The 14,405-nt window shown below is 64.9% G+C and carries 11 protein-coding genes; 1 reads left to right on the top strand and 10 read right to left on the bottom strand.

What is annotated here, in order from left to right:
* Positions 1 to 7 precede the first annotated feature (7 nt).
* Genes ACVOKO_RS09890 through ACVOKO_RS09880 form a run of 3 tightly spaced genes read right to left on the bottom strand, consistent with a single transcriptional unit; the run spans position 8 to position 2,512 of the window.
* Positions 8 to 571: a hypothetical protein gene (locus tag ACVOKO_RS09890; protein ID WP_346498755.1), complete on the bottom strand. Its 564-nt coding sequence runs from the start codon at positions 569 to 571 to the stop codon at positions 8 to 10.
* Positions 572 to 579: 8 nt separating this feature from the next.
* Positions 580 to 2,154, bottom strand: a complete 1,575-nt coding sequence (locus ACVOKO_RS09885) for a TonB family protein (protein ID WP_346498754.1) — start codon at positions 2,152 to 2,154, stop codon at positions 580 to 582.
* A complete protein-coding gene (locus ACVOKO_RS09880) occupies positions 2,141 to 2,512 on the bottom strand; it encodes a BlaI/MecI/CopY family transcriptional regulator (RefSeq protein WP_346498784.1) in 372 nt (123 codons plus the stop codon). The genes ACVOKO_RS09885 and ACVOKO_RS09880 overlap by 14 nt, the downstream gene beginning before the upstream one ends.
* A 121-nt stretch (positions 2,513 to 2,633) precedes the next feature.
* On the opposite strand from ACVOKO_RS09880, the gene ACVOKO_RS09875 reads away from it, so the two are divergent.
* Positions 2,634 to 4,592 (top strand): acetyl-CoA hydrolase/transferase C-terminal domain-containing protein, encoded by a 1,959-nt coding sequence (locus ACVOKO_RS09875; RefSeq protein ID WP_346498753.1) that lies wholly within the window; start codon positions 2,634 to 2,636, stop codon positions 4,590 to 4,592.
* Positions 4,593 to 4,925: 333 nt separating this feature from the next.
* Here ACVOKO_RS09875 and tkt read toward each other — a convergent pair whose 3' ends face one another.
* The 7 genes from tkt to ACVOKO_RS09840 all read right to left on the bottom strand — a co-directional run bounded on the left by tkt (position 4,926) and on the right by ACVOKO_RS09840 (position 14,364).
* Positions 4,926 to 6,932, bottom strand: coding sequence for a transketolase (gene tkt, locus ACVOKO_RS09870; protein WP_346498752.1), 2,007 nt, complete (start codon positions 6,930 to 6,932; stop codon positions 4,926 to 4,928).
* A 186-nt stretch (positions 6,933 to 7,118) separates the two neighbouring features.
* Entirely contained in the window at positions 7,119 to 8,426 is a 1,308-nt protein-coding gene (locus tag ACVOKO_RS09865) for a dicarboxylate/amino acid:cation symporter (protein WP_346498751.1), read from the bottom strand.
* 56 nt (positions 8,427 to 8,482) lie between these two features.
* On the bottom strand, positions 8,483 to 10,159 hold the full coding sequence (locus tag ACVOKO_RS09860) for a BatD family protein (RefSeq protein WP_346498750.1): 1,677 nt from the start codon (positions 10,157 to 10,159) through the stop codon (positions 8,483 to 8,485).
* Complete coding sequence (locus tag ACVOKO_RS09855; protein ID WP_430980751.1) at positions 10,156 to 12,000, bottom strand: vWA domain-containing protein; 1,845 nt, start codon at positions 11,998 to 12,000, stop codon at positions 10,156 to 10,158. The genes ACVOKO_RS09860 and ACVOKO_RS09855 overlap by 4 nt, the downstream gene beginning before the upstream one ends.
* On the bottom strand, positions 11,979 to 12,977 hold the full coding sequence (locus tag ACVOKO_RS09850; protein ID WP_346498748.1) for a vWA domain-containing protein: 999 nt from the start codon (positions 12,975 to 12,977) through the stop codon (positions 11,979 to 11,981). Before ACVOKO_RS09850 ends, ACVOKO_RS09855 begins: the two co-directional genes overlap by 22 nt.
* Positions 12,977 to 13,432: a DUF4381 domain-containing protein gene (locus tag ACVOKO_RS09845; protein ID WP_430980754.1), complete on the bottom strand. Its 456-nt coding sequence runs from the start codon at positions 13,430 to 13,432 to the stop codon at positions 12,977 to 12,979. The genes ACVOKO_RS09850 and ACVOKO_RS09845 overlap by 1 nt, the downstream gene beginning before the upstream one ends.
* Entirely contained in the window at positions 13,429 to 14,364 is a 936-nt protein-coding gene (locus ACVOKO_RS09840; protein WP_346498746.1) for a DUF58 domain-containing protein, read from the bottom strand. Before ACVOKO_RS09840 ends, ACVOKO_RS09845 begins: the two co-directional genes overlap by 4 nt.
* Positions 14,365 to 14,405: the final 41 nt, after the last annotated feature.

The raw sequence follows: 14,405 nt of genomic DNA, 5'->3' as shown, positions 1-14,405 counted from the left end.
CAGCAGATCAGCGCAGGCCTCCTTGCCGCACCGACGCCCTGCCCTCCACCACTTCGAAGGTGAAGGCATAGGACAGCGTCACCGGTACATTTTCCAGCCGCGCAGCACCTTCGCAGCCATCTCCAGCAGGTGCGCTGCCGGCAACAAAGTGGCAGAGCGCTGCCGGCTGGAACACCCAATCCGCAGTAGCCGACAAGGCTGACTGCAACAACGATGCGTTCCCCGCCTCGGCACCGCCGGCACAGCGCGAATGCGCGAGCAAAGGCTCCGAACGCTGCACCTGGCCCTGCGCGTCGATGATGACGCGCAGGCACACCGTGGTTGGCGCCAATGACTGCCGGGCGTGATCTTCCGGCAACGCCGGGTCCGGCGCATGCAGTGCGACCGGCATGCGGAAACGTTCGCTCGCCGCCAGTTGATAGGGCTGCACCTCACCGGGCGCTCCCGCGCTGGCTTCGGGCTGCAGCAGCTGCCGCTGCTGATTGACGTCGAAGTGCGCCAACGACGCGTCCGTTGCCGGCCGCGTTGCGCAACCGGCCAAGGCCAGCAATACCACTACGGTTGCACGCATGCGCATGCTCAGCTGCCTTGTTCGGTATAGGTGAGCTCTTCTTCATCCATCGCGAACTGCACCGGCACCTTCAATGCACTGGCTACCGCCTTGCCATCCTTCTGCGCCGGGACGAAGGTCCATTTCCATGCAGACTCCACTGCCGCTGCATCAAACACGCCCTGCGGCTGCGACTCGGTGACCTTCACATCAGTAGGCCGTCCATCCGCACCAACCTCGATACGCAACATGACCTTGCCTTCGATGCGGTTGTCCACCGCGTCCTTCGGATAACGCGGAGGCGGCATCCGATCGACCACTGCCGCCCCGGCGATAGCTTCAGGCTCCAACGAGATCCTGTCTGCCGCGACCGGCACGGCGACCTGCGGCAGCGAGCGCAACTGCAGCTTCCATAGCGAGCGTCCGTCCGCGGTCGAGACCTCGATGCCCGCGACTTCGTTGGCCTTGGTCAACAGCGTGGGCGAAGACACCACTACACCATCGGCTTTCATCGTGCCCTGCAGCTTCAGCAGGCCATCCGCAGCGGGCGTCAGGGTGAATTCCGCTGCCCACTGCACGCCCCTGCCCGAGCTGGCGCTGAAGGAGAACGGCATGCCTGCAGGCTGGCGCAGTTCAAAACGCTGTGTCGTGCCATCAAGCTCGGCCTCGACAAAGGTGGCATAGACCGTGCCTTGTACTGCCGAGGCGACAGCGCGCGCCGGCTTTGCCGCCCACGCCGCGTAAGCAAACCCCGACGACAGCCCAACCGACAACAACAGCATTGCCGCCCACTGCTTCTTCCCCGGTACCGGTCGCTTCAACATCGCAATACGCTCCTTCAATGGATGATGGCTCTGCCAGTGGCACCCCACCGGCAACGAAGACTGCGCCAGCCCGGTCTTGAGCATGGCGTCGCCGTAACTGCGACGCGCGCCGGCCATCTGTGCGATGACCCGTTCGTCACAGGACAACTCCTGATCCTCGCGGCAGCGGCGCTGGGCCAACAGCAGCAGCGGGTTGAACCAATACACACACTGCAACAAGGCAAGCAGTGCGTTCACCCCGATATCGCCACGGCGCAGATGCACGCGCTCATGCAACAGCACCAGCTGCTGTTCCAGGCTGGAGTAACGCTGTTCGAAACCCGCTGGCAACACGATCCTGGGCTGCAGTAAACCCATCGCCGCCGGCAAACCTGCCGTGCTCTGTGCCTGCCACAACCCGTCCGCACGCTGCACAAGCACGCCCAACTCACGCCGGAAATCGTATTGCTGTCGCACCAACCGCGCGGCCATCAGTACGGCACCTGCCAACCACGCGCTCAACAACCACTGTGGCCACGCCGAGCTGAAGCCAACGGTCGCCGCGACCACCTCGCCCACCTGCGCCGTCGCACCCACCACGCGCATCGGCACTGCCGTGAGCTGCGGCCCTGGCAGCAGCACCGCAAGCAACGCGGCAGGCAACACCAGCCACAGCAGGTAGGCCGCGCTGGCGCCCAAGCAACGCCGCACCGGGCGCCTCAATAACAGCACCAACACGATCGCCGCGCTGCTGGCCAAGGTGGTTTCGGTGAGAACCGCCAGCATCTCAGCGCTGCTCATCATCGAGCTCCTCCAGCAATTTGCGCAGCTCGGCCACGTCGTCGCGGCTGAGCCTCTGGTTCTGGCTGAAATGCGCTACCAAGGGCGCCACCCGGCCATCGAACAGCCGCTCAAGCAGGCTGCTGCTTTCTTCCAGTACCCAGGCATCGCGCTGCACCAGCGGCGCGTATAGAAAGCGCCGGCCCTCCTTGCTGGCACTGATGGCGGCCTTCTTGAGCAGGCGGTTGAGCAGGGTCTTGACGGTTGCTTCAGCCCATTCATTCCCTGCCGGCAGGCGCGCGATAACCTCGTCGGCAGAGAGTGGGTGTTGACCCCACAGCACCTCCATCACCACGGCTTCGGCCTCACTGATCCGGATCATCGTTTACGCCTGTAATTTTTGTCGATTACACGAGTAAACGAAAAGCCTGTCAAGCCCTCACCAAGTGATTCAGCACGGTCATGCTGTAATGCCCGCACCCCCGCACATACCGGACACCATGCCCCATCACGTGACCGACCTCGATGCCGCCGTGGACTGGCTGCTGAGCAACATCCAAGGCCCCCTGCGCATCGGCGCACCGCTGGCGCTCGGCAAGCCCCATCGTTTGCTCAATGCCCTGTACGCGCGCATAGAACACGACCCGGCGCGGCCGCTGCAGCTGTACACCGCACTGTCGCTGAATCCGCCACAAGCAAAGGGCGATGGCCTGGAAGCGCGCTTCATGCGCCCGTTCGTGGAGCGTCACTTCGGCAAGGACTTCCCGCGCCTGGCCTACTCGGACGCAATCATGCGCGACGCCCTGCCCGCGCATGTACAGGTGGAAGAGTTCTATATGCAATCGGGCGCGCTGTTGCGCTCGACGCAGGCGCAGCGCTACTACACCAGCCTGAACTACACGCATGCCGCCGATGCCGTGGCGCAACGCGCGCCCAATGCCATCGTGCAGAAAGTCGCCTGGCGCGAAGGCAGCAATCAGCTATCGCTGTCGTGCAACAACGACATCACCCAGGACACGCTGGATGCCATCGCCGCACGCGGGCTGCCCAAGCCGCTGTTGATCGCCGAGATTGATCCGCAATTACCATGGCTGGGTGGAACCGCTGCGGTCGATCCGGATTTCTTCGATCTGGTCATCACCCCGCCCGGCCCCTATCCGCAGCTGTTCGGTCTGCCTCGGCAACCAGTCAGCGATGCCGACTACGCCATCGGCCTGTATGCCAGCACCTTGGTCCGCGATGGCGGCACCTTGCAGATCGGCATCGGCACCCTGGCCGATGCACTCAGCCACGCGCTTGTATTGCGCCATACCGACAACGCGCGCTATCGGCAGATTCTGCATGCGCTGGATCCACAGCTCGCCGAACATCCGCTGGTGCGCGAAGCCGGCGGGCTGGGGCCGTTTGAAATCGGCCTGTACGGCTGCAGCGAAATGCTCAACGAAGGCTTCCGCAAGCTGGTGCAGACCGGCGTGATCTGGCGCAAGGTGCACGACGACATCGAGCTGATGCAACGGCTGGCCGACGGCACCGCCAGCAACGGCGACCGCGGCCGCCTAGCACGCGAAGGCGAATACCTGCACGGCGCCTTCTACCTGGGTTCGTCCGAATTCTACGACTGGCTACGCAAGCTGCCCGAGGCCGAACGCAACGCCATCGGCATGCGCCGCATCAGTGAGATCAACCAGTTGTACGGCGGCAACGAAGCGCTGGAGCGGCTGCAGCGCCGCGATGCGCGCTTCTTCAACTCCTGCATGATTGCCAGCGCGCTCGGTGCAGCCGCGTCCGATGCACTGGAAGACGGCCGCGTGGTGTCCGGCGTCGGCGGCCAGTACAACTTCGTGGCGATGGCACATGCCCTGCCCGACGCACGCAGCATTTTGATGTTCCGCGCGGTGCGCGAAGACGGCGGAAAGGCGCAATCCAACGTGCGCTGGAACTACGGCCACACCACCATCCCCCGCCATCTGCGCGACGTCTTCGTCAACGAGTACGGCATTGCCGACCTGCGCAACATGACCGACGAAGACTGCGTCGTCGCGATGAGCAGCATCACCGATGCGGCCTTCCAGCCGGCGCTGTTGGAACAAGCCAAGGCCTCGAAGAAGCTCGCAGCCAATTTCAGTGCGCCAGCACACTGGCAACAGAATCGTGCCGAGGTGCTGCGCGCGGCATTGGCTCCGTTCCGTACGGATGGCAGCCTGCCCGACTATCCCCTCGGTAGTGACTTCGATGCTGTCGAACAGGACCTGGTGCGGGCACTGGGCTGGCTGAAATCGGCGACTGCCACACCCATGGGCAAGCTACGTACCGTAGTCGCAGCAATGCGCCAGCCACCTGCCGAGAACGATGCGATGTATATGCAACGGATGGGACTGGAGCGTCCGCGCAGTTTTGGCGAAAGACTCAATGCTGGGCTGCTGCGGGTTGGTCTGGCACGGAGTGCGGCGAAAGCTTGATGGTGTGCATCGCCACCTGATCGGGTGCTGAGAAGGCTGATTTTGTGGGAGCGGCGTAAGCCGCGAAGCTGACAATCGGCAAGGCCATCGATAGCCAGGGGCTCTGAGCTTCGCGGCTTACGCCGCTCCTGCAATGGGTTGGAATACCGGGAAGGCCCTGCCGAGCATGGCTCGGCACTACCGCTTTGGCCCCTCTCCCGCTTGCGGGAGAGGGGTTGGGGTGAGGGCAGCTTTGGCTGGTAAAACCTCTGCCGAGCATGGCTCGGCACTACAGGGGTGAAAAAAAAGGCCGGGTTTCCCCGGCCTTTTTTCAATACTTGCGATGCAATGCGATCAGTTCGCGGTCAGCGCCTTGGCCGCTGCCACAACCGCTTCGGTGGTGATGCCGAAGTGCTTGTACAGCTTGTCGGCCGGGGCCGATGCGCCGAAGGTGTCCAGACCGATAACCGCACCGTCCAGGCCCACATACTGGCGCCAGAAACCGGTGACGCCGGCTTCGACCGCAACGCGCTTGCGCACGGCGTTCGGCAGCACGGATTCGCGGTAAGCCGCGTCCTGGCGATCGAACACGTCGGTGCACGGCATCGACACCACGCGGGTCTTGATGCCGGCAGCGTCCAGCTCGGCCTTGGCGGCCACGGCCAGACCAATTTCCGAACCGGTGCCGATCAGGATCACGTCCGGGGTACCGGCGGCATCAGCCAGCACGTAACCACCGCGTTCGATCTGCTGCACCTGCTCGGCCGTACGCGGCTGCGGGGCCAGGTTCTGGCGGCTGAAGATCAGGCAGCTCGGGCCATCCTTGCGGACGATGGCAGCCTTCCAGCTGACCGCCGATTCGGCCGCATCGCAGGGACGCCACACATCGTTGTTGGGGATATAACGCAGCGAGGACACGTGCTCCACCGGCTGGTGGGTCGGGCCGTCTTCGCCCAGACCGATCGAGTCGTGGGTGAACACGTGGATGACGTGCGCCGGGATCAGCGCGCTCATGCGCAGCGCGTTGCGGGCGTAGTCGCTGAACACCAGGAAGGTGGCGTCGAACGGCAGGAAGCCGCCGTGCAGGGCCAGGCCATTGGCAATGGCGCTCATGCCGAACTCACGCACGCCGTAGTGCACGTAGTTGGCATGCGGGTCTTCACCGACCACGGTCTGCGCACCCTTCCACAGGGTCAGGTTGGAACCGGCCAGGTCAGCCGAGCCGCCGATGATTTCCGGCAGCAGCGGTGCGAAGGCCTGGATGGCGTTCTGCGAGGCCTTGCGCGAGGCGATGTTCGGCGCTTCGGCCTGCACCTGGGCGATGTAGGCATCGGCCTGGGCAATGAAGTCGGCCGGCAGTTCGCCGTGCGAACGACGGGTCAGTTCGTCGGCATCGGCCGGGAACTGTGCAGCGTATTTGTCGAACAGCTGCTCCCATTCGGCCTGACGCAGGGTGCCGGTACCGCCAGCGCGCCAGCCGCCATAGATCTCTTCCGGGATCTCGAACGGGCCGTACTGCCAGTTCAGCGCCTTGCGGGTGGCTTCCAGTTCGTCCTTGCCCAGCGGTGCGCCGTGGCTGGATTCCTGGCCGGCCTTGTTCGGCGAGCCAAAACCAATGGTGGTCTTGCAGCAGATCAGGGTCGGCTTGTCGAACTGCGACAGCGCCTGCTCGATGCCGGCCTTGATGCTTTCCGGGTCGTGGCCGTCAACGTCGCGCACCACGTTCCAGCCATAGGCTTCAAAACGTGCCGGGGTGTTGTCGGTGAACCAGCCTTCCACTTCACCGTCGATGGAGATGTTGTTGTCGTCCCAGAAGCAGACCAGCTTGCTCAGGCCCCAGGTGCCGGCCAGCGAGGCGGCTTCGTGGGAGATGCCTTCCATCAGGCAACCATCGCCCATGAACACCCAGGTGCGGTGATCGACGACTTCGAACTCGGGGCGGTTGTAGCGCTGCGACAGCAGCTTTTCCGCCAGCGCGAAACCGACAGCATTGGCCAGGCCCTGACCCAACGGGCCGGTGGTGGTTTCAATACCCGGGGTTTCATGACGCTCCGGGTGGCCGGCAGTCTTGCTGCCCAGCTGGCGGAAGGCCTTCAGTTCTTCGATCGGCAGGTCGTAGCCACTCAGGTGCAGCAGCGCGTAGTGCAGCATCGAGCCGTGACCGTTGGACAGCACGAAACGGTCGCGGTTGAACCACTTCGGGTTGTTCGGGTTGTGACGGAGATAGTCGTTCCAGAGCACTTCGGCGATATCGGCCATGCCCATCGGCATGCCGGGATGACCGGACTTGGCGGCTTCTACCGCATCAGCGGCAAGGAAACGGATGGCGTTCGCCAACTGGCGGCGGGTGGGCTGCGTCATGGGTCGTCAGAATCAGGAGGCTCCCGCGGAACTGCGGGCGGCCTATTGTCCCACAAGCTACCGCCGGGATCAGTCCGTAAAAGCTGACGGTAGTTTGTATTCGTTTCGCCTGAGAGAAATACGCCCCAAGCAAAACGGCCACCCTGTTCAGGGTGGCCGTCTCTCACTGGAACGCGGCAAACAAGCTCAATCCTGCGGATGATGCCGGCCGACGCTTTCGTCGCTCTCGCCGCGCGCCACCAGGGTGGTCAGGGCCAGGTCGCCGGTCACGTTCAGCGCGGTACGGCACATGTCCAGGAAGTGGTTCACGCCCAGGATCAGGCCGATACCGGCCGGGTTGACCCCGACCATGGCGCAGATCAGCGCCACCACCGGCAGCGAGCCGGAGGGCACACCAGCGGTACCGATGCCGCCGAGGATGCAGACCACCATCACCATGAACTGCTGGCCGATGCTCAGGTCCACGCCGAAGAACTGTGCCAGGAAGATCACCGTCACACCTTCAAACAAGGCCGTGCCGTTCTGGTTGGCGGTGGCACCCACCGTCAGCACGAAGCGCGAAACCTTGTGCGGGAAACCCATCTGGTCTGCCACCCGCAACGCGGTCGGCAAGGTGGCATTGGACGAGGCGGTGGAGAACGCCATCACCGTGGCTTCCTGCGTCTGCCGGAAGAACTGGATCGGCGAGCGCCCGGCCAGCTTCACCGCGATGCCGTAGCTGACAAACATATGGGTGGCCAGCGCCAGCACCACCACGCCTACATAGGCGCCGAGCTTGATCAGCAGGTCAAAGCCGAAGATAGCGGCCAGATTGAACATGAAGCAGGCCACCGCATACGGCGCCAGGCGGATGACCAGATTGATCAGGGTCATCGAGATCTCGAACAGGCCTTCGATCGTTTTGCGCAGCGTGGCCACTTTCTCGGCCGGCGACAGCACCATGCCGATACCGAGCATCAATGCAAAGAACATCAGCGAAAGGATCTTGCCGTTGTCCGAAGCCGCATCGATGACGTTGTTCGGCACGATCGACAGCAGCATGTCCAGGCCCTTGGGCGCGGTGCCGGCACCGGCCACAATCGCCTTGCTGCGTTCGGCGTTCTCGGCCAGCAGCTTGGCCGCCACCGCCGGATCAACGCCCGCCCCTGGCTGAAACAGATTGACCAGCACCAGGCCAATCAATACCGCCACACCCGACAGCACGATGGTGTAAGCCAGCGATTTCCAGCCGATGCGCCCCAGCGCGCGGATGTCGCCCATCTCCGACACGCCCATCACCAGCGCCGAGAAGATCAGGGGCACGATGAGCATGAAAATCAGGCTCAGGAACAGCCCGGAAACCGGCGTGGTCAGATAGGTGGTTACCGTATGTACCCAGGCCGCATCCGGACTGACCAGGTGCACCACCAGACCCAGCAGCAGGCCGACGCCGAAGCCGATCCCTATCTTCCAGTGGAACGGCATCTTGGCTGTGGTCTTTGCTGCATTGGCCATAGGTGGGCTTCCTCGGAGAATGAATCAGCTTAACAGACGGTGTACAGCCACCCTTTTCAGCTTTGTCCCGGATAAAGAGGGTCCAACAGCGGTTTCTCAACCACGGCGGTTTGCCGCCAACGTGGGCCCGCCTTGAACACCTCGCGCAGACGGGCGCGGGCGGCAGTCACATCACCCTCGCCGCCCCAACGTGCGCGCTGCATGCGGTGCAGGGCCTCGCGCTGGGCCGGGTCATCCAATCTGTCCAACACCGCATCCAGGCCATCCACTCCGGCCATCGCTGCAAGGATATGCGCCACCTCGTCGAGGCTGCCCGCATCCAGCGCACGCCGCAGATCGGCGATGCCGTAAGCCGAAACCGGCGCAGTGGCATTGGCGGCGCGCGTGCCATGGGCGACCACCGGCGTGCGCCGGCGCGACAGTCCCCAGATCAGGGTTGCCAGCCACAACAGGGCAAAACCGGCTGCCAGTGCCGGCCACAGCCAGGTGTTGCCAGGGTCGCCTGCGGCAGGCAGCGCCGTGCCCGACAGGGCCGGCGAACCGGCCGCCGCCGGCTGTGCCAATGGCGGTGGCACCATGCCGCTGTTGCTGCCTTGGGCAATCTGCAGATTCAGCGCCGGTAGCGACGTGGTGCGCGCCTGCCCGGCAGCCACATCCCACCACGCCATCTGGATACCCGGCACGCTCAATGCGCCGGTCTGTTGCGGCACGATCGAATAGCGCCGGGTCAGCTTCAACTGCGGGCTGGCGCCTTCGAAGGTTTCATCGTATTGCGGCGGTTCGGCGAACACCTGTGCGCTGTCACCCAGCGAAGGGACCGGCAGTTCCGGGAACTGCGCCTTGGTCGCCCCGCTGGCGATGGCCTCCACTTCGATGGCGATGGCCTCGCCTGTTCGCCCACTGTTGGGCGCAGCGGTATAGCGCAGCTGCAGGTTCTTCAATGGCAGCCAGGGTTGCGGCGCATCGGCAGGCGTGGCCCGTATCTGCAGGGTCTGGTCCGCGCCGCGGGCGCTGAGCTGGCCGTTGTCGCGGCCAAAGAAGTCATCGAAGAACCCACCCGCGCCTTGCCCGCTGAAGCGTGCGCCCGCCAGCTGCAATGGCCCGCTGCGTTCGGGAATCAACAAAAAGCGTCGCTCCACCACGTTGTAGCGGCGTCCGTTGACTTCGCGTACGGAGGTGCGGTCATCACCAACGCGCTGCAGCGAGGCCGCTGCCGGTGTATCCAGTACCAATTCGCCGGACGCCAGCTGGGTGGCGAAGTACAGCCGCACCACCACCCCCACGCTCTGCTGCACGTAAGGCTGTTTGTCATCGACCTCGGTTTCGATGAAGGCCAGAGCATTGCTGTCGCGGCTGGCCATCAGCGCCGCTTCCACCTTCACCAGCAAGGGTGTCGTGCTGGCGTTGCCAACCCGCAGGGCGGGTATATCCAGCATGCCGGTGCGCCGTGGCGTCAGCGTCACCGCGTACTGCGCGCTGTTGCGGGTAGCACCGCCGCCCATCTGCAGTTGGCGGCTGCTGCTCTGCGCGCTCAGGGTGAAATCCGCCTGCAATGGCGTGTAATCCGGCGTGCCGGACTGGTCGGTCTCGATGGTGAGGGTGATGCTCTCGGCCTGGGTGATGCTGTCGCGATCCAGCCAGGCACGGGTCTGTGCCTGCAGCAGGCCGCTGAAGACCAGCAGGCTCAGCAACAGCCATCGCTGCAGAGAGAGGGATGGGTGCTTGCTTGTCATCGTTTTTCCCGCATCCGTCGCTCGTACTCGAGCTGGAACTTTGCTTTCAACAAATCACCGGGTTCGTCCGGCACCCGCTGCATCCAGGCCTCGACGGCCTGTTGCTGCTCGCGCTGGGCCGGCGTCATCGCCGCAGCCACGGCGCCGTCCTGCTGCTCACCCTCGCCCGCCTGCTGCTGGCGCATCGCCTCGGCCATGCGCTGGCGCTGGGCCTGGTCGGCCTGCTGCTGCCTGCCGGCATCTTCGCTCTGCGGCGCCTGATCGCTCTTGTCCGGCGACCGGCTGCCGTCCCGCGACGGATTCTGCTCGGCGGGCCGCTGGCCTTGTTGCGCCGGGGTCGACGGCTGGCCCGTTTGCCCATTCTGCGGCTGACCCTGCTGCCCGGGTTGCTGACCCTGCTGACCCTGCTGGTTCTGCTGCGAGGGGTTCTGCTGCTGGCCCTGTTGCCCGGGCTGATCCTTGCCCTGCTGCGGCTTGGAAGGATTGGACTGGTTGCCCTGCTGGCCCTGGTGGCCCTGCTGCGACTTGCGCTTGCGCGCGGCATCCACCGCCGCACGGTTGGCCAGCGCATCCTGCATGCCAGGATGCGCCTTCAAGGCGCGGTCGTAGGCCTGAATGGCTTCGTCGTACTTGCCTTGGCGAGCAAGCGCATTGCCCAGGTTGTACCAGCCCTGGTCGCTGTCGATACCTTCGAACTTCTTCTGCGCGGTGGCGAAATCGCCGACTCGATAGGCATCAACGCCTTCGCCCAGGCGCTGGTGCTGGCGCTGATCGGCGCGTTGCCACCAACCGCCAGGCTCGGCCGCGTGTGCCGGCTGCAGTATCGGCAACAACAGGCACAAGGCCAGCACCGGCATTACCCGGCGCGGGCGGCGGAATGCGAACAGTGCCAACAACAGCAACGGTGGCAACAGCCAATAGCCTTCGTCCTGCCATTGCTTGCCACTGCTGGCCTGCAGCTCGCGATCCTGCGCGCCGGCCTGCGGTTCCAGCACACCCAAGGCCTGCAGATCCGCCGAGGTATTGGAAATACGCTGATAGCCGCCGCCACCGGCCGTAGCCAGCGCCCGCAGCGAAGTTTCATCCAGATGCGCCTGCTCGATCGCACCGCGCGGATCGCGGTAAGACGCACCTTGCAGGCTGCCCAGACCAATCGCCGAAACCCTGTAGCCCGCCACCCGCAGCCTGGCAGCCTCGGCCAGGGCCGCTGCGTCGGCATGATCAGTCAACAGCAGGATCTCGCCATTGCGCGCGCCGGATTGTTTCAGCAGATCACCGGCCCACTGCAGTGCCTTGTCCGGGCGCTGTCCATCGACCGGCATCACTTCAGGCGCCAGTGCATCGAGGAACAAGGCGACATTGGCCGCATCGTCGGTCAACGGCGCCACGGTAAACGGCTCCCAGGCAAATGCGACCAGCGCCACTTCGCCGCCTTTCCGCTCGCGCAGCAGGCTGGCCAGCTTGGCCCGTGCCTGCAGCAGCCGTGATGGCGGCAGATCGGTGGCGCGGATGCTGCTGGACAGATCCAGCACGATCACCAGCGGTGTCTTCGACTCCCACAGCGGTTGTTCCAGTTGCCACCAACTCGGCCCCGCCAGCGCCAGTGCCGCCAGGGTCAAGCCAAGCGCAATCGCAACGCTGCCCCAGCGTCCGCGCTTGCGGCCATCGCTGACCAAGTGCGCGAGCAAATGCGGATCCACCGCCTCATGCCAACGTGCGCTGCGATGACGCCGCCACCAACCGCCCAGCACGGCGGCCGGCACCAGCAACAAGGCCCACAACCATTCCGGCCGCAGAAAATGCAGATCCTGCCAGTTGATCATGACCGCAACCCCCGCCACGCCAGTCCCAGCACACCCAGTATCAAGGCCAATGCCAAGGGCCAGGGATAGCGTTCAATGCGCGGACGAACCGCTGGCCCGGCATCCTTCACCGGTTCCAGCCGATCCAGCTCGGCATAGATCTTGACCAGCTCTTCGGTATCGCGGGCACGGAAGAAACGCCCGCCGGTTTCGCTGGCAACCTTGGTCAAGGTGGCTTCGTCGACCTGGTCGTCGGCACCGGGCAGCTGCACGCCGAACAGGGACATACCGCCGCTGCCACCAAAGGCGATGGTGTAGACCCGCACGCCTTCGGCCTTGGCCAGTTCGGCAGCCTTCAACGGCTCCAGTACACCTGCGGTATTGACGCCATCGGTGAGCACGATCACCACGCGCTGGCCCTGCGGCTGCTCGCGCAGGCGCTTTACCGACAACGCAATCGCATCGCCCAATGCGGTCTCGCGCCCAGCCAACCCCACCACACTGTCGCGCAGCTGATCACGCACGGTGGCGCGGTCGGCCGTGAGGGGCGTCAAGGCATAGGCGCGCTGGCCGAACACCAGCAGCCCAATACGATCGCCTTCGCGGCGTTCGAGGAAATCCGCCAGCACCGCCTTGGCGGCGGTAAGCCGGTCCACGACCTGGCCGCCGAGCTGCATGTCCGGCTCGCTCATGCTGCCGGACAAGTCCACCGCCAGCATCATCTGCCGCGCCTGCCGGGGCGGTTCGATCGGTTCGCCCAGATGCTGCGGCCGCGCCAGCGCTGCGCACAGGCAAAGCCAAGCCAACCACAGCAGCAGCATCTGCAGCATCGCCGCAGTGCGCGAGGAGGCCTGCAGTTGCAGACGCGCCGGCTCGTAGGGCACGCGCAGGGCGGCGCCGTTCTCTTCGCGCAGCGGCCACAACAGCATCAACAACGGCAATGGCAGAGCCAGCCACGCCCACGGCCAGGCGAAGTTCGGCAACAGGCTCAATCCGCTTGCGAGAATGTCCTGCATCAGCGCCGCCCAGCCATCAATTCCAGAAAGCGGGCACGCGCCAACTGACAGGCGTGTTCAATCTGCTCGCCTTCAAGCTGCGGGCGGAAACCGCCGTCCAGCAACAGCCGGCCTGCGCCGCTGCTGAAATCCTTGCGATTGCCTCCGTCGAGAAAACGCAGCCATGCCTCGCCCTGCAGCTGTACCGCCTGCGGATCAAGCTGTCGCGCCGCGCGCCGCAGCAACTCCGAGGCCGCCGCCAGCTGCGCCGGGCCTTGTGCTGCAGCCTGCAGCTGCCGATCAAACAAGGCCATCCAACGCTGCATTCTGCGCCGGCGGAAAAAATAGATCGCCAGCACGACCAGTACCACCAGCAGCACGGCGCCAATCACCAGCCACCAGCCTGGCGCCAGCGGCCACCACCCCGGCGCAGCCGGCAGGTGCACGTCACGCAACGGCAATTGTGCGGCCATCAGCCCACGCTCCTGTTCGGCGCCATGCCCAACCAGGCATCACTGGCATCATCGGTAAGCAGCGTGCTGACGCGGATGCGACGACCGGGCAACTGCCGGCACAAGTCCTCCACCGGCCCAATCAAGGCTTCGTGCCAGGCCTGGCGCACACTGGACGCGGTCAGGTCCAGCTGCACACGGCCAGACGGCGTTGCCAGTGGCAGCACGCAGTGCGGTGGCGAAACTTCCAGCGGATCGAGCAACAACACCAACTCCACTTCCACATGCATTGCCAGCGCCGACCATGTTACGGCCGGCACCGCCTGCGCGCTGATCGGATCGGCCAATACCACCGCACGCGCGCCCGGATGCAGCACTCGCGCAGCCTGCTCCAATGCCAGCTGCAAGCCGCCATCATCGGCTGGGCGTTCGCCATACCAACGCACCAGCGCATCCAGGGCCCGCAATACCCCACGGGTGCCACCTGCTGGCGGCACCAAGGCCTGCTGCGGAGAACCGCGCAGGGCCGCGATACGATCACCATCGCGCAATGCCGACCACGCAGCCACCGCCCCTGCACGCGCTGCCTGCACCGACTTGAAGCGGACCCGTGTGCCGAAGTACAGAGCCGGCGCGGTATCAGCGATCAACAAGGTGACCCGCTCGCGCTCGGTCTGGAAGGTCTTGGTGTGTGTGGCATCGGTACGCGCGGTGAGTTTCCAGTCGATATGCCGCGCATCATCGCCGGCCACGTATTCGCGCGACTCGGCATATTCCATCCCGCGACCACGCAGCATGGATGCCGCGCGGCCGCTTACCGCGTAATGCCCGCGACGAGCTTTTCTGCCGCCATTGGCCGCGCCGCGCAATGCGATCAGCTCGGCCAGTTGCGGGCGGATGCCATCTTCGGCTGCTGCAGTCGCCGTCGCTGCAGGTTTAGCCACGGGCGCTGTCATCGCAGGCCCGCCTGCGGGCGCAAACCACGTGTCATTTCAAT

It is taken from the genome of Stenotrophomonas sp. STEN240 (genome assembly GCF_056756175.1).
The sequence above is the reverse complement of the archived record's forward strand: the minus strand, read 5'-3'. Positions and strand labels throughout refer to the sequence as shown.